General features: G+C 70.4%; 23 protein-coding genes and 2 tRNA genes. 14 read left to right on the top strand and 11 right to left on the bottom strand.

Features of this window, described 5'->3' with window-relative positions; translation table 11 throughout:
* Positions 1-75: 75 nt before the first annotated feature.
* Genes purQ through guaA form a run of 5 tightly spaced genes read right to left on the bottom strand, consistent with a single transcriptional unit; the run spans position 76 to position 6,362 of the window.
* Positions 76-852 carry a phosphoribosylformylglycinamidine synthase I gene (gene purQ / locus WC969_14490; protein MFA6031062.1) on the bottom strand — a complete coding sequence of 259 codons (777 nt, stop codon included), beginning with the start codon at positions 850-852 and terminating at the stop codon, positions 76-78.
* Complete coding sequence (purL, locus tag WC969_14495; GenBank protein ID MFA6031063.1) at positions 849-3,311, bottom strand: phosphoribosylformylglycinamidine synthase subunit PurL; 2,463 nt, start codon at positions 3,309-3,311, stop codon at positions 849-851. The genes purQ and purL overlap by 4 nt, the downstream gene beginning before the upstream one ends.
* Positions 3,308-3,847 carry a phosphoribosylformylglycinamidine synthase subunit PurS gene (locus WC969_14500; GenBank protein MFA6031064.1) on the bottom strand — a complete coding sequence of 180 codons (540 nt, stop codon included), beginning with the start codon at positions 3,845-3,847 and terminating at the stop codon, positions 3,308-3,310. Before WC969_14500 ends, purL begins: the two co-directional genes overlap by 4 nt.
* Positions 3,844-4,743, bottom strand: a complete 900-nt coding sequence (locus WC969_14505; protein MFA6031065.1) for a phosphoribosylaminoimidazolesuccinocarboxamide synthase — start codon at positions 4,741-4,743, stop codon at positions 3,844-3,846. Before WC969_14505 ends, WC969_14500 begins: the two co-directional genes overlap by 4 nt.
* Complete coding sequence (gene guaA, locus WC969_14510) at positions 4,740-6,362, bottom strand: glutamine-hydrolyzing GMP synthase (GenBank protein ID MFA6031066.1); 1,623 nt, start codon at positions 6,360-6,362, stop codon at positions 4,740-4,742. The genes WC969_14505 and guaA overlap by 4 nt, the downstream gene beginning before the upstream one ends.
* A gap of 434 nt (positions 6,363-6,796) precedes the next feature.
* Between guaA and WC969_14515 the strand changes: the two genes are divergently transcribed.
* Positions 6,797-7,231: an ORF6N domain-containing protein gene (locus WC969_14515; GenBank protein ID MFA6031067.1), complete on the top strand. Its 435-nt coding sequence runs from the start codon at positions 6,797-6,799 to the stop codon at positions 7,229-7,231.
* A 66-nt stretch (positions 7,232-7,297) separates the two neighbouring features.
* On the opposite strand, the gene WC969_14520 is transcribed toward WC969_14515, so the two are convergent.
* A tRNA-Cys gene (locus tag WC969_14520) sits at positions 7,298-7,374 on the bottom strand.
* A gap of 101 nt (positions 7,375-7,475) precedes the next feature.
* Here WC969_14520 and WC969_14525 point away from each other — a divergent pair.
* The 3 genes from WC969_14525 to WC969_14535 are packed head-to-tail and all read left to right on the top strand — an operon-like array spanning position 7,476 to position 8,909.
* Positions 7,476-7,949, top strand: a complete 474-nt coding sequence (locus tag WC969_14525; protein MFA6031068.1) for a type II secretion system protein — start codon at positions 7,476-7,478, stop codon at positions 7,947-7,949.
* Positions 7,949-8,614: a prepilin-type N-terminal cleavage/methylation domain-containing protein gene (locus WC969_14530; protein MFA6031069.1), complete on the top strand. Its 666-nt coding sequence runs from the start codon at positions 7,949-7,951 to the stop codon at positions 8,612-8,614. Before WC969_14525 ends, WC969_14530 begins: the two co-directional genes overlap by 1 nt.
* Positions 8,589-8,909, top strand: a complete 321-nt coding sequence (locus WC969_14535) for a hypothetical protein (GenBank protein MFA6031070.1) — start codon at positions 8,589-8,591, stop codon at positions 8,907-8,909. The genes WC969_14530 and WC969_14535 overlap by 26 nt, the downstream gene beginning before the upstream one ends.
* A gap of 10 nt (positions 8,910-8,919) precedes the next feature.
* Here WC969_14535 and WC969_14540 read toward each other — a convergent pair whose 3' ends face one another.
* A complete protein-coding gene (locus WC969_14540) occupies positions 8,920-9,750 on the bottom strand; it encodes a M23 family metallopeptidase (protein MFA6031071.1) in 831 nt (276 codons plus the stop codon).
* Between the two features lie 65 nt (positions 9,751-9,815).
* Between WC969_14540 and feoB the strand changes: the two genes are divergently transcribed.
* The 5 genes from feoB to WC969_14565 all read left to right on the top strand — a co-directional run bounded on the left by feoB (position 9,816) and on the right by WC969_14565 (position 15,994).
* Positions 9,816-11,744: a ferrous iron transport protein B gene (gene feoB, locus WC969_14545; GenBank protein ID MFA6031072.1), complete on the top strand. Its 1,929-nt coding sequence runs from the start codon at positions 9,816-9,818 to the stop codon at positions 11,742-11,744.
* A complete protein-coding gene (locus tag WC969_14550; protein MFA6031073.1) occupies positions 11,741-11,983 on the top strand; it encodes a FeoA family protein in 243 nt (80 codons plus the stop codon). The genes feoB and WC969_14550 overlap by 4 nt, the downstream gene beginning before the upstream one ends.
* A 129-nt stretch (positions 11,984-12,112) precedes the next feature.
* Complete coding sequence (locus WC969_14555; GenBank protein ID MFA6031074.1) at positions 12,113-13,057, top strand: radical SAM protein; 945 nt, start codon at positions 12,113-12,115, stop codon at positions 13,055-13,057.
* Entirely contained in the window at positions 13,054-14,004 is a 951-nt protein-coding gene (locus tag WC969_14560) for a hypothetical protein (GenBank protein ID MFA6031075.1), read from the top strand. The genes WC969_14555 and WC969_14560 overlap by 4 nt, the downstream gene beginning before the upstream one ends.
* 37 nt (positions 14,005-14,041) lie before the next feature.
* Entirely contained in the window at positions 14,042-15,994 is a 1,953-nt protein-coding gene (locus tag WC969_14565) for an STAS domain-containing protein (protein ID MFA6031076.1), read from the top strand.
* A gap of 96 nt (positions 15,995-16,090) precedes the next feature.
* Here the strand turns inward: WC969_14565 and WC969_14570 are convergent, their stop codons facing one another.
* From WC969_14570 to WC969_14580, 3 genes are all read right to left on the bottom strand, one after another.
* Entirely contained in the window at positions 16,091-17,239 is a 1,149-nt protein-coding gene (locus WC969_14570) for a hypothetical protein (GenBank protein ID MFA6031077.1), read from the bottom strand.
* A 143-nt stretch (positions 17,240-17,382) separates the two neighbouring features.
* Positions 17,383-17,937, bottom strand: coding sequence for a hypothetical protein (locus tag WC969_14575; protein MFA6031078.1), 555 nt, complete (start codon positions 17,935-17,937; stop codon positions 17,383-17,385).
* Between the two features lie 65 nt (positions 17,938-18,002).
* Positions 18,003-19,358, bottom strand: coding sequence for an MATE family efflux transporter (locus tag WC969_14580; GenBank protein MFA6031079.1), 1,356 nt, complete (start codon positions 19,356-19,358; stop codon positions 18,003-18,005).
* A 51-nt stretch (positions 19,359-19,409) separates the two neighbouring features.
* On the opposite strand from WC969_14580, the gene def reads away from it, so the two are divergent.
* From def to WC969_14595, 3 genes are all read left to right on the top strand, one after another.
* On the top strand, positions 19,410-19,955 hold the full coding sequence (gene def, locus WC969_14585; protein MFA6031080.1) for a peptide deformylase: 546 nt from the start codon (positions 19,410-19,412) through the stop codon (positions 19,953-19,955).
* 104 nt (positions 19,956-20,059) lie between these two features.
* Positions 20,060-22,072: a GNA1162 family protein gene (locus WC969_14590; GenBank protein MFA6031081.1), complete on the top strand. Its 2,013-nt coding sequence runs from the start codon at positions 20,060-20,062 to the stop codon at positions 22,070-22,072.
* The gene (locus WC969_14595; GenBank protein ID MFA6031082.1) at positions 22,072-22,731 is read left to right on the top strand and encodes a hypothetical protein; all 660 of its coding nucleotides are present in this window, start codon (positions 22,072-22,074) and stop codon (positions 22,729-22,731) included. The genes WC969_14590 and WC969_14595 overlap by 1 nt, the downstream gene beginning before the upstream one ends.
* Positions 22,732-23,021: 290 nt before the next feature.
* On the opposite strand, the gene WC969_14600 is transcribed toward WC969_14595, so the two are convergent.
* Positions 23,022-23,096, bottom strand: a tRNA-Arg gene (locus tag WC969_14600).
* 179 nt (positions 23,097-23,275) lie between these two features.
* Here WC969_14600 and WC969_14605 point away from each other — a divergent pair.
* Together WC969_14605 and WC969_14610 are read left to right on the top strand one after the other, a co-directional pair.
* Positions 23,276-24,109, top strand: coding sequence for a thioredoxin domain-containing protein (locus tag WC969_14605; protein MFA6031083.1), 834 nt, complete (start codon positions 23,276-23,278; stop codon positions 24,107-24,109).
* 4 nt (positions 24,110-24,113) lie between these two features.
* A complete protein-coding gene (locus WC969_14610) occupies positions 24,114-25,109 on the top strand; it encodes a hypothetical protein (protein MFA6031084.1) in 996 nt (331 codons plus the stop codon).
* Positions 25,110-25,127 lie beyond the last annotated feature (18 nt).

The following is a 25,127-nucleotide window of genomic DNA, read 5'->3' on the forward strand; positions in this document are numbered from 1 at the left end:
AATGCCGGGCTCCGACGGGTCCCGGCGCGACCTCCTTTTGCGGCGCTCAAAGACGGGACGGACGCGTCTCGCGGTTCAGGACGAGACGTACTTCACGGCGTTGCGGAAGATCTCGAGCCCGACGCCGTCCTTGCAGAAGGTCTGGCGCGTCCAGTTCGGATGATGCCACTTCGTGATGAAGCGCTCGGGGTGCGGCATCAGACCGAGGCAGTTGCCTTCCGGGTTCGTCAGGGCCGCGATGTTGAAGAGCGACCCGTTCGGGTTGTACGGATAGCCGGAGAACTTGCCTTCCTCATTGACGTACTGCATGAGGATGGCGCGCGTCTTCTTCAGGTGCTCGAGGACCTTCGGCGACTTCACGACGAAGCGGCCTTCCCCGTGGGCGACGGGCAGCTCGATGATCTCGGGCAGGCCCTGCACGAAGAAGGAGGAGCTCTGTAGGTTCAGGCGCAGGCGGACCCAGCGCGTCTCGAAGCGGTGGGACTCGTTGAAGCTCAGCGAGGCGGTCTGCTCGTTGTTCGGGGTCTGCGGCAGCAGGCCCGCCTTCACGAGGACCTGGAAGCCGTTGCAGATGCCGATGACGGGACGGCCGCTGCGGATGAAGCCGCGCAGCTCGCGCAGGTGCGCGCGCAGCTCGTTGGCCAGGATCCGGCCGGCGCCGACGTCGTCGCCGTAGGTGAAGCCTCCGGGCAGGACGACCATCGCATGGTCCATGAGGCGGACCTTGCCGCCGCGCAGGCCTCGGACGTGCTCGACGACGGGCTGGGCGCCGACCATCTTCAGCGCCAGCGCGGTCTCGACGTCGCAGTTCGTTCCGGCGGCGCGCAGGACCAGGGCCTTGGGAGCCTTCATTGCGTGCGACCTCCTCCGTTGCGGACCATGGGACCGGCGAGCAGCAGGGCGGGCAGGGTCTTCTGCCAGGAGGCCTTCAGGTCCTGGAGGCCCTCCTCCATGCGGATGCGTCCATCGAGGCCGATGACGCGCAGCACGGGGTTGGCGAGCGTCGAACCGATGCGCGCGAGGACCGTGCCCTTCATGGCTTTGAGGAACTCCTTCTCGACGGCCGGGTCGACCTCGACGAGGACGCGGCCCGGGGCCTCGGCGAAGAGGAGCAGCGCCTCGTCGGCGTCCTTGGCGCGCGGCATGCGGTCGAGGTCGAGCTCGAGGCCGAACTCTCCGGAGAAGCCCATCTCGGCGGCCGCGGTCGCCAGGCCGCCTTCGCGCGGGTCGTGCGCGGAGAGGACGAGGCCCTTCATCGCGGCCTTGCCGAGCCGGCGGTAGGCGTCGCGCGAGGCGCGCAGGTCCACGTGAGGGATGGGACCGGCGGCCTCGAGGAACTCGGCGTAGAGCGAGCCGCCGAACTCGGAGCCCGTGCGGCCGATGAGGTAGAGCGCGTTGCGCGGCCCCTTGATGTCCATCGTCACGGCCTTGCGGATGTCGGGGACCGGCGCGAGCGCCGTGACGAGGAGCGTGCCGGGGATGGAGTGCGCGCGGCCCTTCGCGTCGCGGTAGACGTTGTGCAGCGAGTCCTTGCCGGAGATGAAGGGCGTCTCGAAGCCGAGCGCCGCGTCGCGGCAGCCCTCGGCGGCGCGCATGAGCCCGCCGAGCTGTCGCGGGTCGCCGGGGTCGCCCCAGCAGAAGTTGTCGAGCAGCGCGGCGCGCGACACGTCGGCGCCGACGCAGGCGAGTCCCGCGAGCGCCTCGTCGGCGCAGGCGAGCGCCATCGCGTAGGGGTCGCTCTTCCCGAGCGCGGGGTTGAGGCCGTTGGCCACGGCGAAGCCGCGGTGTTCCTCGGGCGCGCCGGTGACGGCGAGCGGCCAGATGACGCAGGCGTCGCCCGGGCCGTCGTGGTGCACGCCCTGCAGAGGCTTGATCACCGTGCCGGCCTGGACCTCGTGGTCGTACTGCCGGATGATCCACTCGCGGCTGCAGACGTTGGGGTGCGAGAGCGCGCGGTGCAGGAGCTCCGGGAAGCGGGAGCTCTCGATGCGCGGGCGCGGGGAGTGCTCGGTCTTCGGCGGCTCCCAGACCGCTTCCTGCTCCGAGCGGGGCAGGCCGTGGTGGAGGAACTCGAGGTCGAGGTCGGCGAGACGCTCTTCTCCATGGGAGACTTCGAGGCGGCCGGTGGAGGTGAAGGTCCCGAGCACGCAGGTCTCGACGTCCTCGGCGGCGAAGAGCTCCTGCAGGGCCTTGAGGTTCTTCGGCGGCACGGCGAGCACCATGCGCTCCTGGGCCTCGGAGAGCCAGATCTCCCAGGGAGCGAGGTCGGCCACCTTGAGCAGGGCCTTGGAGAGGTCGATGCGGGCGCCGCCCTTGCCGGCGACGCGCGCGGCCATCTCGCCGACCGCGGAAGAGAACCCGCCGGCGCCGCAGTCGGTGAGCGCGCGGTAGAGCCGGGCGTCGCGGGCGCGCAGCAGGCCGTCGAGCAGGCGCTTCTCCATGATGGCGTGGCCGATCTGCACGGCCGAGGAGTCGGTCGAGGCGTCGAGGGCCGTCGAGGAGAAGGTCGCCCCGTGCAGGCCGTCGCGGCCCGTGCGGCCGCCGGCGGCGACCACGAGGTCTCCGGGCTCGATGCGCGAATGGACGGCGTCGCGCGGCATGAGGCCGACGGTGCCGACGAAGACGAGAGGGTTGCGCAGGTAGCCGTCGTCGAAGTACAGGCCTCCCGAAGGGGTCGGGATGCCCATGCGGTTCCCGTAGTCGCGCACCCCGGCCACGACCGAGGTGAGGCCCCGGCGGGGGTGGAGCACCTCGTCGGGCAGCTCTCCGGCGCGCTCGGGCGAGCAGAAGCAGAAGACGTCGGTGTTGAGCACCGGCTTGGCGCCGAGGCCCACGCCGAGGACGTCGCGGATGACTCCGCCGACGCCGGTCTCGGCGCCGCCGTAGGGCTCGAGCGCGCAGGGGTGGTTGTGGGTCTCGACCTTGACGGCGAGCGCCCAGCGCTTGTCGAACTCGACGACCCCGGCGTTGTCCTCGAAGACGGAGAGGCACCAGGGCTTCTTGAGCCGGCGCGTCGCAGCCATCACGGTCTCGGCCAGGGGGTTCTTGAGCAGGCGCGTCGACTTCCCGTCCTTGAGGCGGACCGGGCTCGTGAAAGTCTTGTGCTTGCAGTGCTCGGACCAGGTCTGGGCGAGGGTCTCGACCTCGGCGCGGGTCGGCTCGCGGCGCAGGCGGCGGAAATGGGCCTGGATGGCGGCGAGTTCGGGGGCGCTCAGCGACCAGCCGCAGCGGACGTTGAGCTCCATGAGCGCCTTCGGCGCGGCATCGAGCCAGGAGGGGCGGGTCTCGGCGGGCGGGGGAGCGGTGCTCACAGCTGCTCGACCTTCGTGCGGTGGATGAGGGGGTTGGCGAGCAGCTTGTTCACGATGCGCTCCATCTGTCCGGGATGCACGCGGCCGAGGATCTGGTAGGCGACGCCGGTGCGCACGCGGGCCGGCTCGGGCAGGCCGAGGTCGACGACCGCCTTGCGCACGCTCTCGCCCACCGGGTCGGTGACCTGCGGCTTGAGCCAGACCTCGACGCGCCAGTGGGGGCCGATGAGGAAGGCCGTCGTCGAGGCCGAGGAATCGGTGCGGAAATCCTGGGTGATGGGGTCGCAGAGGAGCCCCTTGCCGATGAGCTGGATCTGAGAGGACGAGAGCTTGCCGGAGATCTCGTAGAGCGAGGTCACCCGGACCTCGCGCGCGCCGGTGATGCCGAGCGCCGGGAGCTGGACCAGCACGGACTGTCCGGGGGAGTCCCCGACGCCGAGCTTGGGCGCGACCTCCACGACGTAGGTCGGCAGGGACGGGGCGGAGTGCGGCGGCCGCGTCGAGGGAGCGGCGAGGGTCTCATTGAGGGGCTTCATTCGGTCAACCTCCGGTGCGCCTCGCGGTAGCGCGAGGCCGTGCCTTCGACGACCTCGGGCGGCAGGGGCGGCGCGGGGGGACGCTTGTCCCAGCCGCAGCGCTCGAGCCAGTCCCGGACGAACTGCTTGTCGAAACTCTCGGGGGAGACCCCGGGCTTCCAGGCGCCCTTCTCCCAGAAGCGCGAGGAGTCGGGGGTCAGGGCCTCGTCGATGAGGTGCAGGCGCTTGTCGATGAAGCCGAACTCGAACTTGGTGTCCGCGAGCAGAAGGCCGCGCGCCTCGGCGTGGGCGGCGGCGGTGCGGAAGAGGGCGAGGCTCAGGCGCTCGAGCTCGAGCGCCGTCTCGCGGCCGACCGCCTCCGCGAGGTGCGCTCGCGAGATGTTCTCGTCGTGTCCGACCGAGGCCTTCGTCGAGGGGGTGAAGAGAGGCGAGGAGAGGCGGGCCGATTCGACGAGGCCGGCGGGCAGCGGCTCTGCGCAGACGGAGCCGGAGGCGCGGTACTCCTTGTAGGCCGAGCCGGCGAGGAAGCCGCGGACGACGCACTCCGCGTCGACGCGGCGCGCCTTGCGGGCCAGCGTCACGCGGCCGGCGTAGAGCTCGGCGTCGAGCTTGACCCCGCGCGGGAGCTCGCGCTGGATCTCGTCGAGGTCGGAGGAGAGCAGGTGGTTGGGCACGATGCGCGCGGTCTTGCGGAACCAGAACGACGAGAGCTGGGTCAGCAGGGCGCCCTTGCCGGGGATGGGCGTGGGCAGCACGCAGTCGAAGGCCGAGAGGCGGTCGGTGGCGACGATGAGGAGGCGCTCGCCGAGGTCGTAGACGTCGCGGACCTTGCCGCGGACCAGGAGCTGGAGGCCGGGGATCTCGGAACGGAGCAGCGGCTTGGAGGTCTTGGTCATTCCCACTCGATGGTCGCCGGGGGTTTGGAGGTGACGTCGTAGGCCACGCGGTTGATGCCGCGGACCTCGCTGACGATGCGGCTGGAGGCGCGGGCGAGGAGGTCGTGGGGGAGGCGGCTCCAATCGGCCGTCATCCCGTCGACGCTGTTCACCGAGCGCAGCGCGAGGGCGTAGTCGTGCGTGCGCTCGTCGCCCATGACGCCGACGGTCCGCACCGGGAGCAGGACCGCGAAGGCCTGCCAGACCTTGTCGTACCAGCCCGAGGAGCGCAGCTCCTCCTGGAAGATGCGGTCGGCCAGGCGCAGGCGCTCGAGGCGCTCGGGGGTCACGGCTCCGAGCACGCGCACCGCGAGGCCCGGACCGGGGAAGGGATGCCGGCCGATGAGCGTCGGCGACATCCCCATCGCCCGGCCGAGCCGGCGCACCTCGTCCTTGAAGAGGAGGCGCAGGGGCTCGACGAGCTTGAGCTTCATGCGCTTGGGAAGGCCGCCGACGTTGTGGTGGCTCTTGATGACGGCCGAGGGGCCGTGCACGCTGACGGACTCGATGACGTCGGGGTAGAGGGTCCCCTGGGCGAGGTACTCCACTCCCCGGATGCGCTTGGCCTCGCGGTCGAAGACCTCGATGAAGGTCCGGCCGATGATCTTGCGCTTGCGCTCCGGGTCGGCGACGCCGCGCAGGCGCCGCAGGAAGAGGGGGGAGGCGTCGACGACCTTGAGGTTCAGGCGGTAGCCCTTGAAGGCGGCGCGCAGGTGCTCGACGTCGCCGTAGCGGCCGAGGCCCGTGTCGACGTAGATGCAGTGGAGGCGCTTGCCGACGGCCCGGCTCAGCAGGGCCGCGGCGACCGAGGAGTCCACGCCGCCCGAGAGCGCGCAGACGACCTTGCCCTCGCCGACCTGCGCGCGCACGCGGCGCACGCTCTCCTCGAGGAAGGACTCCATGGTCCAGCGGGCGCGCACGCCGCAGATGCGGCGCGCGAAGTTCGCCAGCAGGCGCGCGCCGTCGGGGGTGTGCGCGACCTCGGGGTGGAACTGGACCCCGTAGAGGCGCTTGGCCGGGTCGGCGATGGCGGCGTAGGGCGCCGTCTCCGTGCGCGCGAGCACGCGGAAGCCGTTGCCGAGGTTCTTGGCGCCGTCGCCGTGGCTCATCCAGACCGGGAGCTTCCGGGGCAGGCCCGCCAGGAGCGGGTCGCTGCCGCGGAGCGTCGCGGTCGCGGCGCCGTATTCGCGGCGCCCGGTCGGGGCGACGCGCCCTCCGTGGAGCTGAACGAGGAGCTGCATGCCGTAGCAGATGCCGAGCACCGGAAGACCGCACTCGAGGATCCCCGGGTGGGGCCGCGGCGAGCCGCGGCGGTGCACGCTCGCCGGGCCGCCGGAGAGGATGATGCCCGCGGGCCGCCGGGCGAGGATCGTCTCCGGGGCGGCGTGGTAGGGGAGGATCTCCGCGAAGACCTCCAGCTCGCGCAGGCGGCGCGCGATGAGCTGGGTGTACTGGGAGCCGAAGTCCAGGATGACGATGCCGGACCCTGCGGGACGGGTCTCGGCGGGAAATGAACGACCCGCACGGGGGCTCCGGGCGGGCGTGGTGTTTCGGCGACTCGGCGGGTTCGAACTCGGCATGGTGCGTCAGCTCTCCGTTCAACTTTCCCGTCGAGAAAAAGGATAGCAAATAAGCCGCGCAGACCGCAACGAACGCTAAAAAGGTAAAGCTCCGGCGAGAGGCCGCGGGGCACCCTGCTCTGCTGGGACGCGGTCGTCCCGTGACGCGGGACGCCGCTCAGGTCTCGTCCCGCGGCGATACGGGTGCCGCGGGATTCCGACATGCCCGACAGAGCAGGGTGCCCCGCAGCCTCTGGGCAATGGGCGGAGACCGTTTTGATGAGCTTGTATGCCGATTGAGTGCGGCTTCTTTGCTCGGGAGGCACCCCTCCACCCCTTGCGCCGGTGGGGGTCCTGGTAGGCGGCGCGGAGGGACTGCACGGATGCGCGCGCCGCCTACGGACAGGAGATAAAGGAGACGCGCCCGAGGATCCAGCGCGTTCCTTTATAATGGGGTGAGAAGTCTGAAGAGCGACGAGGATTTAGCGCGTCTCTACGGCGTCGAGACGAAGCAGCTCCAGAGGCAGGTTCGTCGGAACATCACGCGGTTCCCCGCGGACTTCATGTTCGTGCTGGAGAAGGGAGAGTATGCGGCTCTAAGGCGCCAAATTGGCACCTTAGAGAAAGGTGCTCACGTCAAGTTCCTGCCGTACGCTTCCACCGAGCAGGGCGTAGCGATGCTTTCGAGCGTCCTGAACAGTGAACGCGCGGTACAAATCAACATCGTCATCATGCGGGCCTTCGTGCGGGTGCGGCAGGTGTTGGCGAGCGACCATGCATTAGCCGAACGGATGGAGAGGGCGGAGCAGATTCGCGGGGTGTTCGATGCGATCCGGAGGCTGATGGGGTCGCCTCGGCGGGCCAAGAGGCGGATAGGCTTCGTCCCCTGACGACGAAGAACGAGACAAATGAAAAGCCGCGCTTAGCGCGGCTTTTCATTCATAGGATGCATAAAGTGGAGGTGCGGATGGGATTTGAACCCATGAATACGAGTTTTGCAGACTCGCCCCTTAGACCACTTGGGTACCGCACCGACGGGACCCCATTCTATCACTTGCCCGCGGGCCGCCACAAGTCCGGCGGACGGAGCCAGGTCATTGACTCTCCCCAGGCGTCCTGTTACACTTCGAAGTGATGGGCCCCCTCCGGCCGGAAGCGGTTCTTCCGTCTCCGGCGGCCGCGCGTCGGCGCGGCCGTCCGAACGGCTTCACGCTCATCGAGATCCTCATCTCGGTGCTCCTCATCGCCGCCGTCGTGACCTCCATCTTCCCGCTCCTGCTCACGAGCAAGCTCCAGGTCGTCAAATCCGGCCGGCGCGGGGAGGCGCTCAACTACACCCGGCAGGCGATGGAGACTCTGAAGGCCTTCACGACCGGGGACTCCTCCTACCCGACGGGACCGGGCGGCGCGCTGCCCTGGACCTACCCCGGCGAGGCCTGCGGCGGCTGCTGGGCCCTGGCCCCGGGGACGCATAACCTGACGCCGACCCTGCCGGCCTCCTTCACGGGCGCCCCGGTCAACGGTACCATCAGCTACACGGTCAGCGATTTCGCCTGCGGCTCCCGGACCTGCAAGCAGGTGCAGTTCTCCGCGAACTGGAGCGACTGATGGGGGCGAGCGCTCGACGGCGGGGATTCACGCTCGCGGAGCTCATGTTCGCCATCGCCATCTTCAGCATGGTGATGGCGGGGCTCGGCGCCATCTACGTCTCCTCGCTGCGCCAGAGCGTGTCCATCTCCGGGGAGGCGCGGCTGAAATCCATGGCCGTCCTCGCCATGCACGCCGTGCGCAGCGAGGTCGTCGTCGCGACGCGCATCGACAGCCCGGTGGAGGGCGGAACCTCGGATGTCCTCATCGGCGGCCGCAACGTGGCGCGCGACGGCATGAACCCGATGGACGGCATCGCCGGGGACACGCGCTGGTTCGGCTTCTGCGTGCGTTATACGCCCATCGGCGCCTGCGGCTCGAGCCTGCTCGACCCGACTCCCTGCATCTTCTACTACAGCGGTGCCGGCTGGCCGCCGCCCGCGGTCGGCGCGGGGAACTGCGGCAGCCCGCTCGGCGGCGCGACGCCGATGCTCGTCGCCTCCGGGCTCAACGGGCCCGCCAACGGCGCGCCCAACTATTTCTCCCGGCAGATCGCCTTCAAGGCGGCGAACTGGAACCAGGTCCGCTTCTCGTTCCGGCTCACGCGGGCGGCGACCGGGGCGTCCCAGGTGCTCAATTATTCCGGAGACTCGACCTTCAATGGACAATTCTCGCGCTACCAGTAGCCCGTCGTCCACGCGCGGCATCGCGCTCGTGCAGGTCATGGTCTTCTCCATGCTCCTGCTCCTGCTCGCGACGGGGCTCATGCGCATGATGTTCGGCACCCACTCGATGGTGACGCGCATGCGCCAGAGCGACATGGACCACAGCTACATCGACGCCTGCAAGGCCCGGCTCGACGCGACCTGGGACGGGACCCCCTGCAACGGCATGACCCAGTGCACCTTCTTCGGCGGGGGACCCACGGTCAACGCGAGCTGCGCCGGCAGCCGGGTCACCTTCACCATCGTCTGGCCCTGAGGGTTCCCGCTCAGTAGGAGCGGCGCAGCCAGGGCAGCGGGTCCACGGGCTCCCCGTGGACGTAGACTCCCCAGTGCAGATGCGGGCCGGTGGAGAAGCCGGCCGTGCCCACGCGTCCCACGCGCGCGCCCGGCTCGACGTTCTGCCCGACCTTCGCCTCGACGGACTTCATGTGCAGCAGGGCGCTGAGCACGCCCTGGCCGTGGTCGACGACGACGACGCCGCCCTGCACGGGGTAGCGTTCGGCGAGGACGACGCGGCCCGCCGCCGGCGCGAGGACGGGCGTCCCCGCCGGGGCCCCGTAGTCGACCCCTTTGTGCCAGGACCATTCCCGGCCGTTGACCGTCCGGGAGTTCCCGTACCCGGCGGTGAGCCGCGGGTCCGCGAGCGGGGGGCGCCAGGGGCCCGCCCAGAGCTGCTCGGGGCTCTCCCCCGCGAGGGCGGCGCGGATGGAGGCGAGCGCCCCGCGCGCCACGGGGCTCGTCGGAAGCGCGGCTCGGGAGGCCTCCATGCGCAGGCGGCGGACGGAGAAGGTCGCCGGGAGGACCTCGAAGGGGACCTTCCGCTCCCCGTCGAAGAAGAACCCCCTGCGCACGACCTCGAGGACGCGGGGGCCGGGCGCCGCCTTGGCGCTGAAGCCGACGAGGACGCGGACCCCGCCGTCGGCCGCGCGGCGGAAGGGAAGGATCCGGCCGTCGAGGCGCAGGAGGTTGCGCGCGGGGTCTGCCCCGGGCTCGAGGGAGACCGCGAGCACCTCCCCGGGGGCGACGGCGCCCGGGACGAGCGCGGGTTCCCATGCGCAGGCGGCGGAGGCGAGGAGGAGGGGGAGGACGGCGCGCATGGGAGCATTATACTTGCTTTCAGGAGGGGGAGGGGTTATAATTGAAATGTAGTTTCAATAAGAAGATGCCCCCCTCCCTCCCCGCCCCTCTCGTCCTCCGACGCCTGCTCCTGGTCGGCCGGCCCAACGTGGGGAAATCCGTCCTCTTTCACGCGCTCACCGGCTGCTATGCGGCGGTGTCCAACTACTCCGGCACGACGCTCGAACTCCTGCGCGCCCGCACGGAGGAGGGGGAGGTGGTGGACACCCCGGGCCTGCTCTCGCTGCACGCGCGCACGGACGACGAGGCGGTCACCCGCGACGAGCTCCTCGCGCGTCCACCCGAGGTCCTCCTCCATGTCGCCTCCGCCACCGACCTCGAGGGGGCGCTCACCCTCACCTTCGACCTCGCCCGCCTCGGAGTCCCGCTCGTGCTCGCACTCAATCTCAGCGACGAGGCCCGCGCGAAAGGCTTCGAGATCGACGTCCCCGCGCTCTCCCGCGCCCTCGGCGTCCCCGTCGTGCGGACCGCCGCCGTCTACGGGGAGGGCGTGTCGGACCTGCGCGCCGCCCTCGACGGGGCCGCTGCCCCGGCGCGCCTGCCGCCGCTGCCCGCGGAGCTCGAGCGGGCGGCCGCCGCCCTCGCCGAGGCGCTGCCGGAGTCCGCGCGGCCCTGGGCGCTCGCGGCCTTGACCGGGGACGACGGCCTGCGCCGGGCTCTGGGCGCGGCGGGCCGGCTCGACGAGGCGGAGCTCGCGGAAGTGGAGCGCGCGCGCCGCCGCTTCTCCCGCAGTCCCGCCTACCTCTTCCTCAACGCCGCCCGCCAGCGAGCGCGGGAGCTCGCCGCCCGCACGCTTCGGCGCACGCTGGGAGACCGTTCGCGCGCGGCCGAGGCCTTCGGACGCTGGGCGCTCGGGCCCTGGTCCGGGGTCCTCGGCGCCCTCCTGGCCCTCGCGGGCCTCTACGTCTTCGTCGGGGTGTTCGGCGCCCAGGTCTGCGTCGACTTCCTGCAGGACACGGTGTTCGGGAAATGGGTCAATCCCGCGCTCTCGGCGCTCGTCGTCCGCATCGCCCCCTGGGCCCTCGTCCGGGACCTCCTCGTCGGTCCCTACGGCCTCTTCACGATGGCCCTCACCTACGCCTTCGCGCTCATCCTGCCGGTCGTGACGACCTTCTTCATCGCCTTCGGCCTGCTCGAGGATTCGGGCTACCTGCCGCGCTTCTCGGTGGTCACCGACCGCGTCTTCCGCCTCGTCGGACTCAACGGCAAGGCCGTGCTGCCGATGCTGCTCGGCCTCGGCTGCGGCTCGATGGCGGTGGTGACGACGCGGGTGCTCGAGACGCGCCGCGAGCGCCTCCTCGTGAGCTTCCTCCTCGCGCTCACGGTGCCCTGTTCGGCTCAGCTCGGGCTCATCCTGGGGATGGCCGGCGGCTCGGACCCGCGGGTGCTGTGGGTCTGGCTGGGGACCATGCTCGCGACCCTCGTCGGCGTGGGCTGGGCCGCCTCCCGGGCGATGCCCGGCGCCGCGGCCTCCTTCGTCCTCGAGATCCCGCCCATGCGCCTGCCGCGTCCGGCCAACGTGCTGCGCAAGGTGTGGATGCGCCTGCGCTGGTACACCGCCGAGGTCGTCCCGCTCTTCGCCCTGGCGACCTTCGTCCTCTTCGTCCTCGACCGCACCGGCGGGCTCGGCGTCATCGAGCGCGCCGCCGCGCCGCTGGTCACGGGCCTGCTCGGGCTCCCCCGCGAGGCCGCGGCGTCTTTCCTCATCGGCTTCCTGCGCCGCGACTACGGCGCGGCCGGCCTCTATCAGCTGCATCGCGAGGGGCTCCTCGACCCGCGGCAGACGGCGGTGGCGCTGACCGCCATCACCCTCTTCCTCCCCTGCATGGCGCAATGGCTGCTGCTCCTGCGCGAGCACGGCGCGAAGGTCTGCGCCGCGGTGACCGCCTTCGTCCTCCTCTACGCGCTGGGGGCCGCGGCGCTGGTGAGCCGGCTCTGGGGGCTCTTCGCATGAGCGTCCGCGGCGTCGTCGCGCTCGAGCGGCTGCGTGCCGGCGGACGGGGCCGCGTCGTCTCCCTCGACGCGCCCGACTCCCCGGACGCCCAGCGCCTGCTCTCCCTCGGGTTCGTCCCCGGGGCCGAGCTGAGCGTCGAGCAGCGCTGGCCGGCCTTCGTCGTGCGCGTCGGCGAGGCGGTGGTCGCTATGGAGGATAACGTCGCAAAGGGGATTCACGTCAGACGTGCGGAAGAATAGTTCCTTAACTCCCCTTCCTGCGGGAGGGGGTAGGGGGAGGGGGAACTGCCATGAGACGGCGGTCCTCCCCCCTCCTTCCTCCCCCCGAGGGGAGAGGAGTTGGGGAAGAGTTAGTATATTGTCTCCATAATGAAGGACCACGACGATCTCTCCTGGTACGCCCGCAAGGCCGACGCGTCGCGGGGAGCCGCCGTCCCGCCCGCCGTCGAGGACCCGGCCTCCCGCGAGCGCATCGAGCGTCTGCTCACGGAACTCGCGGGGCAGGGGATCCTGGGCTCGCTCGAAGACCGCACGCTCTACACGCGGCGCCTGCCCCCCGGCTGCCGCGGCTGCCTGCTCGGCAGGGGGACCAACCTCTTCGTCACCGGCCTGTGCACCCGCGAGTGCTTCTTCTGCTTCAACGCGAAGCCGCGGACCGACGAGCTCGTCGTCCACGGCATCCCGGTGAAGACCCCGGAGGAGGCGGCCGCCGTCGTGGAGCGCTACCGCCTGCGCAGCGTGGGTTTGAGCGGCGGCGAGCCCCTCCTCAAGCCCGAGCGCGTCCTCGCGGTGCTCGCGGCCCTGCGCCGCCTGCCGGAGCGCGTGCGCATCGACCTTTACACCAACGGCGACCCGCTCGACGAGGCGCTGGCCGAACGGCTGCGGGCGGCGGGCCTGGACTCCCTGCGCTTCAACCTCGTGGCCAACGGCTTCGACCTGCGCCCCGTGCGGGTCGCGCTCGCACGCTTCCCCGAGACGACCGTCGAAGTCCCCGTCGTCCCCGGGAAGATGGCGGACCTGCGGCGCATGGTCCTCGAGCTCGACGCGCTCGGAGTCCCCTACCTCAACATCCACGAACTCTTCGCGTGCGGCGAGAACGCGGAGGGGGTGCGCGGGGAGGGGCACGCGGCCGCCGGGGAGCGTTCGCCGCACCTGCTCTGGCGGCCGGTGGCCGGGGGGGAGGAGGCGGCGCTCGAGCTCCTGCTCTTCGCGCTGACCCATGCCCGACGCCTCTCCGCCTACTACTGTTCCTGCCGCACGCAGGAGCTCATCAGCGCCCGCGGCCTGGCGCGCCGCCGGCGTCTGTCTCTGTGACGCCGCCGCCTCTGCGGGTCCTGCGTCGGCGTCCGGCCGGGCCGGGGGCGAAGCACTTCCTCGCCGCCCCGGCCGAAGACCCCCGCCGCCGCATCGAGTTCGTCGTCGAATCTCTGCCCGGCCGCCGCGGACGGGCCGTTTCCGTGAGCGTCGCGCTCGGCTGCCCGGTCGCCTGCCGGGTGTGCGACGCCGGGGACTTCCCCTATGGCGGGAACCTCGGCCTGGGGACCCTGCTCGCGCAGGTCGAGCAAGCCCTGTCTTGGGAATCCGGCGGGAGAAGCGCCGGATTCCCAAGATTGGAAGTGCGCTTCACCCGCATGGGCGAGCCCAGCTTCAACCCGGCGGTGCTGAAGGCGCTCGAGCGCCTGTCTTCGGAGCACCCGGGCCTCGTGCCGGTGCTCTCGACCGTCGCCCCCGCCTGCGCCGTCAGCCGGGCTTTCCTCGAGCGCTTGCGCCGGCTCAGGGACCGCCGCTTCCGGAGGGGAGGGCTCGAGCTGCGCTTCTCCCTGCTTTCGACCGACCCGGAGGCGCGGCGGGCTCTCGTCCCGGTCCGGACCTGGTCCCTGGAGGAGATCGCCGCCTTCGGCCGGCGCTGGGCCCGGGGAGGGAGGGGGAAGGCCGTTCTGAGCTGTGCGCTCCCCCGCGGGATCCCATTCGACCCCGAGGTCATCGCCCGGACCTTCTCCCCGCAGGCCTTCGCCGTCCGCTTCACACCGGTCCACCCCACCCGCCGGGCCCGGCGCAACCGGCTCTTCCGCCTCTGGCGCCGGCCCCCCGCCGACCTCCTGGCCCTGAGCCGCCGCCTCCGCCGCCTCGGCTTCGAAGTCCGCTTCGAGGGGACCCCCCCGGCCCTGTCGGAGGGGGGGGCGGCCTGCGGCCATGCCGAGGGGGCAACCCGCCGGGCGGGATATGCTAGGATTAGGTCAGGCGTTCTGGAACCTGCTTAAAGTCTAAAGTCGGACACTCGTCCAGAGCCGGAGAACCATGCAGAAAGTCCTTCTCACCACCGTTTGCCGCCCCCTCGGCCCCAAGCACGGGGATGCCCCGAGCGTCGGCTATGAACTGCTTTACGGCCAGGTCACCCGCGCCCAGGGCATCTTCAGCCCCCGCGCGACCCATGTGGCCTTCGGCCTCGACTATATCGCCCACAACCTGGAGACCCCGGCGACCGTGCTTCACTATCCCTCCGAGCGCCAGCTCCTGAGGGAGCTCAAGCGGGGCTACGACTATATCGGGATCTCCTTCATCCTGGGGACCTACCACAAGATGAAGAAGGTGTCGGCCCTGGTGCGCAAGCACTCCCCGGCCACGAAGATCATCCTGGGCGGCTACGGCACCGTGCTCTCGGATTCGGAGCTCAAGCCCTGGGGCGACCATTTCTGCCGCGGCGAGGGCGTGGCCTACATGCGCGAGCTGCTCGGCGAGCCGCCTCGGCCGATGCCCTTCGACCATCCGACCATCGTCAGCAAGCTGCGCTTCTTCTCCCTGCCGGCCTCGCAGACGGGGATGATCTTCGGGGGTCTGGGGTGTCCCAACGGCTGCGACTTCTGCTCGACCTCGCACTTCTTCAGCCGCAAGCACATCCCGCTGCTGCCCACCGGGGCGGACCTCTACCGGGTCGTCCGGCAGTACCTCGAGAAGGACCCCTCGATGCAGTTCACGGTCCTCGATGAGGACTTCCTCCTCAACAAGCAGCGCGCCATGGAGTTCCGCGAGCGCGTCATCGCGGGCGGGGTGCCCCTCTCCATCTTCGCCTTCGCGAGCGTGAAGGCCCTCAGCCAGTACACCACCGACGAGCTGCTCGAGATGGGCGTCGACGGGGTCTGGGTCGGCTACGAGGGGACCCGCTCGAACTACGAGAAGCAGAAGGGCCGGCCGGTGGAAGAGCTCATCCCCGAACTCACCCGCAAGGGCTTCACCGTGCTCTCCTCGATGATCGTCGGCTTCGACTATCAGGACCGGGAGACCGTGGCCCGCGAGCTGCGCGGCCTCATGCGCCTGCGTCCCGCGTACTCGCAGTTCCTCATCTACGGGCCGACCCCCGGCACTCCGTTCTACAAGCGCATCGTCGAGGAGAAGCGCCTGCGTCCCGAGATGGCCGCGGACCCCGAGGAGTACTACCGCCGCTGCACGGGCTTCACCTCCATGGTGACCCATCCCAAGCTCTCCGCGCGGGAGATCGAGGACCTCCAGCAGTGGTGCTACGAGCAGGACTTCGAGCGCCTGGGGCCCTCGGTGTTCCGCAGCGTGCGGACCTGGCTCAACGGCTACCTCTCCCAGCGGGTCTCCGCCTCGGCGCTGCTGCGCGCGAAGGCCGAGCGCAACCGCGCGGCCGTCCGTTTCGTCTATCCCATCTTCCTCGCCGGCAAGCTGCTGGGGCCCAACCGCCGCATGCGGCGCTGGGTCGCGGCGCTCGAACGCCGCTGCTACGAGGAGTGCGGCGCCCCGACGCTCGCCGACCGGGTCCGATCGGTCGGCGCGCTCGCGATGGCGTGCTGGACGGCGCTGACGCTGCGCATCGACTGGTTCCAGCATCCGCATCTGGCGCCCAAGCGCTTCCGCTGGACGAGCCGCCTCGAGGAGCTCATGCGCTTCTACGGGGAGCTGCGCAAGGACGGCGCCGCGGCCGAGCTGCGCGTGCGCTTCGAGCGCCGCACCGCCGAGCTGCGCGTGCGCCTCGAGGGCGCGCTCGACGGCAAGAACGCCGAGGCCTTCGGCCGCCGGTTCGACGAGGCCCTCTCGCGCGGGCGCGAGGCGCTGGTCGTGAACATGGAAGGGCTCAAGTTCATCGACCGCAAGGGCGCCGCGGCCTTCACCCGCGCCTTCCGGCGCTACCGCCGGCGCGTGCGCGTCATCCCGCCCGCGCAGCTGCTCCAGGAGCACCCCGACCTTCGCGCGCTCTTCGCGCGCTTCCGGCCCGCGACCGAGAGCGCTTAGCGGCGTCCTCGACGCGGACGCAGAGAAGAAGCCGTGCGGTCCGAGCCGCGCGGCTTCTTCCTATTCAGGCACCCCTCCCTATCGAGAGGGGGGAGATTACCTGATCTTCGGGGGGGCGCAAGCGGCCGCGGCCGCGGGGAGCGCCCCGGTTCCGGGGGCTCCGGAGTCCGCCTCGGCGGCGAGCTCGGCCGCGCGGCGCTTCTCCGCCGAGGAGAGGAAGGCCACCGCGACGAGGATGAGCCCCAGGGAGATCCAGTCCTGCGGCTTCGGGGGCTTCCCGCCGTAGATCAGCCAGAAGAGCAGGGTCGCCGCCGTCCCCGCCACCAGCGAGGTCAGGCGGTTGACGAGCCCGGCGAAAGTCGCGGTGCGGCCCTTGAACATGAAGATGAAGACGGAGAAGAAGGCCACCATGCCGTACGCCGTCCCCGCCAGGGTCGCGCTCGGCCACCGCGCGTGCGGGACGAAGACGGCGTCGCGGAAGATCGTGAGCGCGGGAGCGTCGCCGCCCAGGCAGGCCGGGCAGGCGAGCAGGGCGGCCGTCGCGAGCAGCATCACCGTGGTCGCGGCGATCTGCTCGATGGAGAAGAACCACTTGTTGTCGAGCGGGGCGCCCTTGGGACGCGTGTTCTTGTAGTAGTTCATGATGTAGATGCGGATGGAGTAGACCAGGATGTAGCTCGAGAGGATCGCGACCGCGGCCGGGTTGTGGATGAAGTCGAAGTCGCCGGGCTTGACCATGAGCAGGTGCACCCCGGCGGCGCAGAGCGCGAAGACTACGGCGGCGTTCTCTTCCCAGAAGACCTTCTTATGGAGGATCCCCTGCCGGATCTGGACCTCGTCGACCGCGCGGCTGATGATGATGACGCTGGCGCGCATGATGACCATGGCCACCATCACCGAGATGGGGAGCATGTACATGAGCGTCGTGGTGGGTATGACCACGGCCGTGCAGACGCCCGAGGGGATGATGTAGAGGTACTCGCGGGGGAAGCGCAGCGGACCGAGGGCGACGAGGGTCGGGTTCGTCGCGCGATGCCAGCCCTTCGCAAAGATGACGCCGAGGCAGACGAGCGTGCTCCCGAAGGTGCTGTAGATCAGGAAGGCGAGCTCGGGCATCCCGGGGAAGCCGGCGGCGGCGGGCCCGGTGAAGACCTTCACGGTGACGCCGGTCAGGACGTAGAAGAAGAAGTACGCGGCGCAGAGCTGGAGCAAGCGTCCGGTGCTGCCTTCGGTCGTCTTCCACATGGGCTTCTCCCGGGGGCCCTCCGAGGTCGGAGGGTGGCCCGCTCCGGGGCGGACCCCGACGGGGTCCGGAGCGGAGAGATGATTTTATTATAGCGCCGTTCCGGCGGTTTGTGACCGGGGAACGGCGCCTTGTGGGAGAGGCTTCAGGGGCTGCCGGCCGAGCGGCGGCGTTCCTTGCCGCTTCCGCCCGTCTTTTCGGCCTCGCCGGCCTTCCGGATCGATGCGAGGATCTTTCGGCACAGCGAGGTCTCCTGCTCCCAGCAGACCGCCTTGAGGGTGCGGCTTCCCCAAGGGAGGTAGATGAACCAGTTGCCGCAGGGTTTCTCGTCCGCGCCGCAATCCGTCTTGCCGTCCGAATAGCCGTAGGCGGTCAGGTCGGCGCGCAACGGGATCTGCACCACCGCCGCCGGGGAGTAGTTCGGATTCTCCCGAGCGACCGCCGCTCCGCGTTCCTTGCGCGCGACGACGGCGGCGTCGTCGCCGTCGACGTGCAGCAGGAAGAGGAGCGGGAGATTCGTGCGGCCGACCTTCCGGCCCTTCTGGATCGCGAGGGCCGGCCGGACCGAGGGGCTCCAGATCGACGGGGGCGACTCGTTGTAGCCCGTCGGGACGGTCACCGAAAAGGACGCGTCGTAGGCGGTCAGCGTCCCCGCATGGACGAAGGTCGCCCACGCGCCCGCGAGCATCAGGATGTTCATCGCAATCATTCGTCCCCCCTTTCGTCTCGTGCGGGAAGGATAATCGCTCTTTTGGAGCGGCCGCTTCAATGGGCCGAGGACCGGGCGGGGCTCTCGCAGAGCGTCGCGGCGCGGCGGTGCCAGACGAGGAGGAGGCTGAGGGCGACGAGGCAGAGGCCGGTGCAGAGGCCGATCCAGAGTCCGAGGGCCCCAAGCCCGGCTCCGAAGGCCAGCCAGGCCCCCACGGGAAGGCCGACGCACCAGTGGCCCGCGAGGTTGACGAGGAAGGGCGTCCGCGTCTCCCCGAGTCCGCGCAGGGCGCCGGTCAGGACGATCTGCGTGGCGTCGAAGACCTGGAAGAAGGCCGCGACCATGAGCAGGCCGCCGCCGATGCCGAGCACGACCGGGTCGGAGGTGTAGAGGCCGAGGATGGCGCGCGGGAAGAGCACGAAGAGCGCGCTCATGAGGGCCATGAAGGAGGCGCCGACGGCGAGCGCGGCCCAGCCGGAGCGCGCGGCCTCCAGGGGGCGGCCCTTCCCGAGGCCCTGCCCGACGCGCACGGCCGCGGCGTGCGAGAGCCCGAGCGGGATCATGTAGGTGAGACTCGCGAGGTTGAGCGTGATCTGATGGGCCGCGGCCGCCGCGGCGCCGATGCGGCCGCAGAGCATCGTCGCCATCGAGAACGCCGCGACCTCGACGAGGAGCTGGAGGCCGGCGGGGACGCCCACGTGCAGGAGCTCCGTGAAGAGCTCGGGGCGCCAGCCGCCCCAGCGGAAGCGGGAGTGCCGGATCCGGCGCAGGGCCGCCGTCCCCGCCACCAGCAGCGACAGGATGCTCGCGCCCAGCGTCGCCCAGGCGGCGCCGAGGACGCCGAGCGCGGGGGCTCCCCAGCGGCCGAAGACGAGGGCCCAGACGAGCAGGGCGTTGAGGACGTTGCCCGCGATGACGGCGAAGAGCTGAGGGCGCGTGATGCTCTGCGACTGCAGGAAGTGGCGGCAGGCGGCGAAGAGGAGGCCGGGGAACATGGCCCAGCGCAGCACGCGCAGGTAGCGCGCGGCGGACTCGGCCACGGAGGCCTGCACGCCGATGAGGGCGAAGAGGCGATCGGCCTGCCCGAGGGCGAGGAAGACCGGCAGGGCGGCCAGCAGGGCCAGCGCGGCGGCGTGGACGAGCACCTCGACGCAGCGCTCCGGCTTGCCCTCGCCGTGGGCGCGGGAGGAGAGCGGGTCGATGCCGAGGAGGAGCCCCATCGCGACGATGAAGAGCATGAAGTAGGTGGAGCCGGAGATCCCGACGACGGCGATCGCCTCGGGGCCGAGGCGTCCGACCATGAGCGTGTCGACCGTGCCGTAGAGCACCATGCCCGTCTGCATGAGAGCGATGGGCGCGGCGAGATGAACGACCGAGCGGAGCTCGGCGGAGGCGTGGAAGCGGCGGCTCATGGAGTCATTTTCGCTTTTTTCAGAGGTCCTGTCGTTTGGTAGACTATATCCATGATCCTGAAGGTCGCGAAGCTGGGGCACCCCGTCTTGCGCGCGAAGGCCAAGGCGATCCCTCCCGACAAGGTCCGCTCGGCGGAGGTCCAGCGCCTCATCGACGACATGATCGACACCCTCTTCGAGTACGACGGCGTCGGCCTCGCGGCCCCGCAGGTCCACGTCTCCGCCCGGCTCGTGCTCGCGCTCGAGCCCGCGCGCGAGGCCTCCGAGGGGAAGAAGGAGGCGCCCGGCCGGCTGCACATCCTCTTGAACCCCGAGTTCCTCGAGCGCTCCGAGGCCGTCGAGACCGGCTGGGAGGGCTGCCTCAGCGTGCCCGACCTGCGCGGCCTCGTCACGCGGCCGCGCGGGGTGCGCGTGCGCTGCCTCGACCGCGACGGGAAGAAGCGCGAGTTCGCCGTCGAAGGCTTCTTCGCCCGCGTCCTCCAGCACGAGTGCGACCACCTCGACGGCAAGGTCTTCCTCGACCGCATGAGCGGCCTCGAGTCCCTCACCTTCAACAGCGAGTTCGGGCGCCATGAGCCGGCGCCCGACGATGCTTAGTGCAGGGGCCCAGGCTTTTGTATTAGGAGCTCGATGTCTGGAATAACTCGCCTATACGCGGCGCTTCCGGGTGGACCCGCGGCAAACCCGGAAGCGCCGAAGTGATGAAAGCGGCGTCCCTCTGCGTCCTCCTGCTCCTCGCATCCTCCGCCCCCGGCATCGCCGCCCTGGACGACGATCCCTATGCGCAGTTGGGCGGGGACGCTTTCAAGGCCGAGGATGTCGAGGGGGCGATCAAGAGCTACGAGAAGGCCTTCGAGAAGGCCGAGACCGACGAGGATAGAGCCGAGGCGGCGAAGAGTCTCGGGATCATCTATCTGCGCGTAGGCGACCGCCCGCAGGCGCGCTCGCATTTTCAGACCGCCGTCGAGCTGGCTCCGCGGAACGCCGATTATCAGTACCTCGCCGCCTTGCTCCGCGACGATCCCGCGGAGCAGATCCAAGCCTTCGAGAAAATCTTGAAGATCGCCCCCGATCATCTGCCGACGCTGGTGGAGCTGGGGGCGACCTATCAAACTCCTTCTCAGCGGCGATGGGACCTGTCCATCGACCTCCTTGGCAGAGCGCTTAAGCTCGCCGGCGACCCCCAGACGAAGGCGATGATCGCTCTCGGCTTGGCCGGCGCGCATCGCCAGGCCGGCCGGCTGCCGGAGACCATCCAATGGCTTCGATTCATCGTCCGTGAGCTTCCGGACAGCGACTTAGCTCCCAGGGCCGCTTTCGAAGCCGGGATGGAACTCCGCCAGGATGCGGCGAGCCGGGTGGAGGCAGCGCGTCTGGTCCGCCGGGCATGCGAGGGGTTCAGCAAGAGACCGGTCTTCACCGGGTTCGGTCCGGACATCCAACGGACCGTCGCGTCCGAATGCGCGGGACGGGGCTTCTATGGGCTTGCGGACCTCATCCTGGACGGGCTCATGAAGACGGGCTCTTCCGATTCGTGGCTGCTGCTCGATCGGGCGTTCGTCGATTCCTCTCGGGGCCGCCTGGAGCGCGCGCAGGGGCATCTTCAGACGCTCCTCGCGACCGTTGAATCTTCCGAGGCACCCGAGACGTTCCTCGCTTACCAGATGCTCATGGATATCCTCAAGGAGAAGGACGACCGCGACGCGATGGATGCGCTCGTGGCGAGGGTGCGGACGAATGGCGCGAAGATCGTCCGGCGGCATCCGGAGAGCGGTCTGGCCTATGCCTCCCTCGCCGTCATCCTGGCGACGCGGGGGTCGGATCTCGACAGCGCAGGGGAAGCCCTCCGTAGATCCCTTGCGCTGCGGCCCGGCACAGACGGCCAGTTCGCGCGCGGCCGAGTCCTGCTTGCCCAGGGCCGCGGCGAGGAGGCGGTCGACGCTTTCAAGAGGTCCATCTCGACGGTCGGCTTCACCAGCGCCGGGACCTATTGGTATCTGGGGAAGGCCTTCCGCGCCGCGGGCAAACAGCGGGAGGCGCAACGCGCTTGGCGGAAGGGACTCCAGATCAACCCGCGCAGTCGCCGGATCCTCGCCGAGCTCGGCCGGTCCCCGCCTCCCGATGAGGAGACGCTGTCCCTTCCGGCCGAGGGAGCGGTTCGCGAGCCCACGCCGTCCCGGCGCGGCTCCGGAGGGATCCCGCGGATCGCCGTGCTGCCTCTGGACAACCGATCGAACGACCTTGACGCGGCGGGGACCGCCCGCTATTGGCTGCATGAGCGCCTCGCTCGCCGCGGGTTCGAGGTCCTGCCTCTGGAGCTCACAGACCGACTGCTCCGGGAGAAGCTGGGAATCACGGACGGAGGCCAGCTCAAGGCGGTTTCCGCGAGGCAGCTGGGAGCGGCGCTGGAGGTCGGCGGGATCGTCTACGTCGTGCTGGAGGAGAACACGAGGGCCAACGTCGGCTTCGCCCGCAAGGAGAAGACCGCGCTGAGCCTGCGGCTGGTGGACGCGAAGTCCGGCCGGGAGCATTGGTCGGGGAGCGGCGCGGCGTCGGAAGGGGAGATCGCCCTGTCCGCGCGCAAGGCCGCGGGAGTCCTTCAGGACGGGCTTCTGGAGGCCTTGGAGCAGAAGACGGGGGATCCGCTCCACGACCGCAAGCTCATGGAGGCCGTCCGCAAGGTCCTGGTCGGCTTCCCTCGAGGTCCCTACTGATGAAAGGGTCCATCCTTCTTCTCGGCCTGCTCCTCTGCGGCTGCGCCGGCGTCGGGACTCCGAAGACCGCGATCCTCGACCGGGGGAGCCGTTTCGCGTTCTTTTCCGGTGCGTCGCCGGACGGCCTCTCCCTGCCCACCCAGCTCAAGCTCGAACGCGCCGGCGACCTGATCCTCGACGAACTCGCCGTGCGGGTGAGAGGAGGGGCGCCGGAGCGCTTTCTCGCCAAGGTCGAGGTCAAGGAACGCTACGGGAAGAGCCATCTCCCGATCGCTTCGCCCGCCGAGAGACACCCCGACTCCGACGCCAAGGACCCTTCCCACTTCGAGGACTGCGATCCGCGCACCGCCGCGTATGTCCGGGACCGGCTGCGGCTTGACGCCTTCGTCGTCTTGTGGGTGACTTTCTGGCCGCCGCTGGAGGGAATCGACGCTGGCGAGCCGCTGCCGTCTCCTCTGCCACAGAGGCGCTACATCGTGCAGGCCTTCTCGACGGCGGACTGCCGGAGCCTCGGGCATTGGGGCTTCACTTTCGCCGCCGATCTCCTGCCGCGCGTGCACATGGGCATGGGCCTCGACGAGACGTCCGCGCGGGCCTATGCCGCGGACGTCGCCGATAAGCTCGTCGAGGAGCTCCGCGTCCCGCTCCGTCTCGATTAGCCTGGGAAATCCGGCACAAAAAAGTCCGCATGTGCTCGTCGGAGAAAGACCAGCGCCGAATTTTTCAGGCGGGTTTGCCCCACCTGCGTTCGGTGATCTGCGAGCGGCACCGGAGCATGAGAAGGCGCAGCGCAACTTCCCAGGTCGACTCATTCGGGCGCAGTGTGGCGATTCCTGGTCCACCCATGACGGCCTCCACAGGGGGGACAAGGCTGGTGATGTCGGGAGCCCCTTTCGGGGCTCCCGACACCAACCAACTGCGCGGATTGTATGGATTTCTCGTCGGGAAGTGGTGCGCTCGACAGGAATCGAACCTGTATCACCAGCTCCGCAGGCTGGTGCTCGATCCATTGAGCTACGAGCGCAGTACGACCCTGAGCGGAGATGCGATTATAGCTTACCGGGAATCCTCTGTCGAGGATTCCCGGTTTGCCTTCCGAGACGCCGCCGGGGAACCCCGCCGTCGGGATCCCCGGCTGTCTTGCCCCGCCGCGCGGGCCTATACTATAGTCTTTCCGTCGGAGACCCCGTCAGGAAGGTATCCATGAAGACCCTTTCGCTGCTCGTCCTCGCCGCGCTCCTCTCCGCCCCCTGCCGCGCCTTCGACGAGAAGGTCCTCGAGCGGCACGTGCGCGAGACCGTCAACCTTCCCTCGACCGTGAAGGTCGAGTTCGGCAAGCCGCGGGCCTCGGCCGTCCCCGGCTTCGACGAGGTCGACATCCAGCTGAGCCTCGGCGGGCGCACCCAGTCGGAGCTCATGCTCATCAGCAAGGACGGCCGCTACTACACGCTGGGCCGCCTCAACGACGTCACGGTGCTTCCCTCCGCGGAGCGCGTGAAGCTCATGGACCTCCAGGGCTCCCCGGTGCGCGGCAAGGCCGCGGCGCCCGTCACCGTCGTCCAGTACACCGACTTCCAGTGCCCCTTCTGCCAGAAGGCCTACGAGATCATGAGAGACCGCATCATGAAGGACTTCCCCGGGAAGGTGCGCTGGGTCTACAAGTCCATGCCGCTGGGCTTCCACGACTGGGCGGAGCCGGCCGCCGTCGCCGCCGAGTGCGTGAAGCTGCAGGGGCAGGACAAGTTCTGGACGATGCACGACAAGCTCTTCGACAACCAGCGCGAGCTGCGCGCCGACAACATCGACGCCAAGGCCCTCGAGTACGCGAAGGCCGCCGGCGCCAAGGAGAAGGCCTACCTCGCCTGCATCGAGAAGAAGCAGGCGCTGCCCGCGGTGAAGCGGGACCTCGAGGAGGCCCTCAAGCTCGGCATCAACGGGACCCCCGCCTTCGTCATCAACGGCCGCCGCGTCGACGGGGCCGACGCCGAGGGCCTGAGCCGCGCCGTCGAAGAGCAGATCCGTCAGTCCCGGGGGTGAGGTCGTGCCCGCGGGCGTTCTCGCCCTCCTTCTGCTGAGCGCGCCGGCCTCCGCCGGCGCGCCGGCTCCCGACCCCTCCTCCGTCTGCGTCCCGCTGCGCCGCTGGGCTCGCGGCGGCGAGGGTCTCTCCGAAGCCCTCCAGCCGCTGCGCGCGGCGGCCGCCGAGACCTCCTGCCGCGGCGCGGCCGAGGACGCCCGCGCCGCCCGCCTCCTGCTCGACGCCTGGCAGGCCTCGCATGAGCGCGACTTCCTGCGCGGCGCGCGCGCGCGCCTCGCCTGCCTGCGCGGCCCGGACGCCCCCGCGGCGGCCCCGCGAGCCCTTTCGGCCCTGGCCCGGGGGGCGGGGGTCCTCGACTCTTCCGACGACCTCGCCGCCGCGCTCCTCCTTGCCGGCGCTCCCATGCCGAAGGACGCGGCCGGCCGGGCGTTCCGCGTCGAGGGGCTGCTCGACCTCTACGAGGCCTCCTTCGACCCCGGCCAGCTCGACGCCGCCGTCGAGCTCGGCGCCGCGCTCGCGCGCGAGGCGCGCGCGTTGGCGGCGGCGGAGGCCGAGGCCGCCGGCGCCGGCGCCTCTGCCCTGCTGCGACTGGCCTGGCTCACCGACCGCAAGGAGTTCCGTAAAGCCGCGAAGACCGTGCTGGAACGCCACCCGCGCCGGCGCGAGGCGGGCGCTCTGCTCTGCGCCGCCGAGTTCGCCGCCGCCAAGCCGCTGCAGATCGTGCTCGCCGCCGCGGACGCGGAGGATGCCGGCCTTCGCGAGATGCTGCGGCTCGTCCATTCCCGCTATCGCCCCGACCGGCTCCTGCTGGTCGCGGCGGGCGACGAGCGGCGCCTGCGCCTGGCTCGCCACATGCCCTTCGCGCGCGGCGCCCGGCCCGTCGGAGGGAAGGCGACCGCGTACGTGTGTCACGACGGGATCTGCGACCTGCCCGTCGCCGACCTCGGTTCGCTGGCCGGGCAGCTGGGCGACGCCCCGCCGGGCGCGGGCCGCCCGCGCTGACGCGCAGGTCCCTCCCGT

It is taken from the genome of Elusimicrobiota bacterium, from assembly GCA_041660925.1.
In the GTDB taxonomy this organism is placed as follows: domain Bacteria; phylum Elusimicrobiota; class Elusimicrobia; order UBA1565; family UBA1565; genus JBAZUV01.

What these genes read in the sequence shown, in the direction of transcription:
- WC969_14555 (MFA6031074.1), top strand. Translation starts at nt 12,113, where the DNA reads ATGAAGGACCACGACGATCTCTCCTGGTACGCCCGCAAGGCCGACGCG.
- WC969_14500 (MFA6031064.1), bottom strand. Translation starts at nt 3,847, where the DNA reads ATGAAGCCCCTCAATGAGACCCTCGCCGCTCCCTCGACGCGGCCGCCG.
- feoB (MFA6031072.1), top strand. Translation starts at nt 9,816, where the DNA reads ATGCCCCCCTCCCTCCCCGCCCCTCTCGTCCTCCGACGCCTGCTCCTG.
- WC969_14505 (MFA6031065.1), bottom strand. Translation starts at nt 4,743, where the DNA reads ATGACCAAGACCTCCAAGCCGCTGCTCCGTTCCGAGATCCCCGGCCTC.
- WC969_14540 (MFA6031071.1), bottom strand. Translation starts at nt 9,750, where the DNA reads ATGCGCGCCGTCCTCCCCCTCCTCCTCGCCTCCGCCGCCTGCGCATGG.
- WC969_14525 (MFA6031068.1), top strand. Translation starts at nt 7,476, where the DNA reads ATGGGCCCCCTCCGGCCGGAAGCGGTTCTTCCGTCTCCGGCGGCCGCG.
- WC969_14535 (MFA6031070.1), top strand. Translation starts at nt 8,589, where the DNA reads ATGGACAATTCTCGCGCTACCAGTAGCCCGTCGTCCACGCGCGGCATC.
- guaA (MFA6031066.1), bottom strand. Translation starts at nt 6,362, where the DNA reads ATGCCGAGTTCGAACCCGCCGAGTCGCCGAAACACCACGCCCGCCCGG.
- WC969_14565 (MFA6031076.1), top strand. Translation starts at nt 14,042, where the DNA reads ATGCAGAAAGTCCTTCTCACCACCGTTTGCCGCCCCCTCGGCCCCAAG.
- WC969_14605 (MFA6031083.1), top strand. Translation starts at nt 23,276, where the DNA reads ATGAAGACCCTTTCGCTGCTCGTCCTCGCCGCGCTCCTCTCCGCCCCC.
- WC969_14590 (MFA6031081.1), top strand. Translation starts at nt 20,060, where the DNA reads ATGAAAGCGGCGTCCCTCTGCGTCCTCCTGCTCCTCGCATCCTCCGCC.
- WC969_14580 (MFA6031079.1), bottom strand. Translation starts at nt 19,358, where the DNA reads ATGAGCCGCCGCTTCCACGCCTCCGCCGAGCTCCGCTCGGTCGTTCAT.
- WC969_14550 (MFA6031073.1), top strand. Translation starts at nt 11,741, where the DNA reads ATGAGCGTCCGCGGCGTCGTCGCGCTCGAGCGGCTGCGTGCCGGCGGA.
- purQ (MFA6031062.1), bottom strand. Translation starts at nt 852, where the DNA reads ATGAAGGCTCCCAAGGCCCTGGTCCTGCGCGCCGCCGGAACGAACTGC.
- WC969_14530 (MFA6031069.1), top strand. Translation starts at nt 7,949, where the DNA reads ATGGGGGCGAGCGCTCGACGGCGGGGATTCACGCTCGCGGAGCTCATG.
- WC969_14595 (MFA6031082.1), top strand. Translation starts at nt 22,072, where the DNA reads ATGAAAGGGTCCATCCTTCTTCTCGGCCTGCTCCTCTGCGGCTGCGCC.
- def (MFA6031080.1), top strand. Translation starts at nt 19,410, where the DNA reads ATGATCCTGAAGGTCGCGAAGCTGGGGCACCCCGTCTTGCGCGCGAAG.
- WC969_14575 (MFA6031078.1), bottom strand. Translation starts at nt 17,937, where the DNA reads ATGAACATCCTGATGCTCGCGGGCGCGTGGGCGACCTTCGTCCATGCG.
- WC969_14570 (MFA6031077.1), bottom strand. Translation starts at nt 17,239, where the DNA reads ATGTGGAAGACGACCGAAGGCAGCACCGGACGCTTGCTCCAGCTCTGC.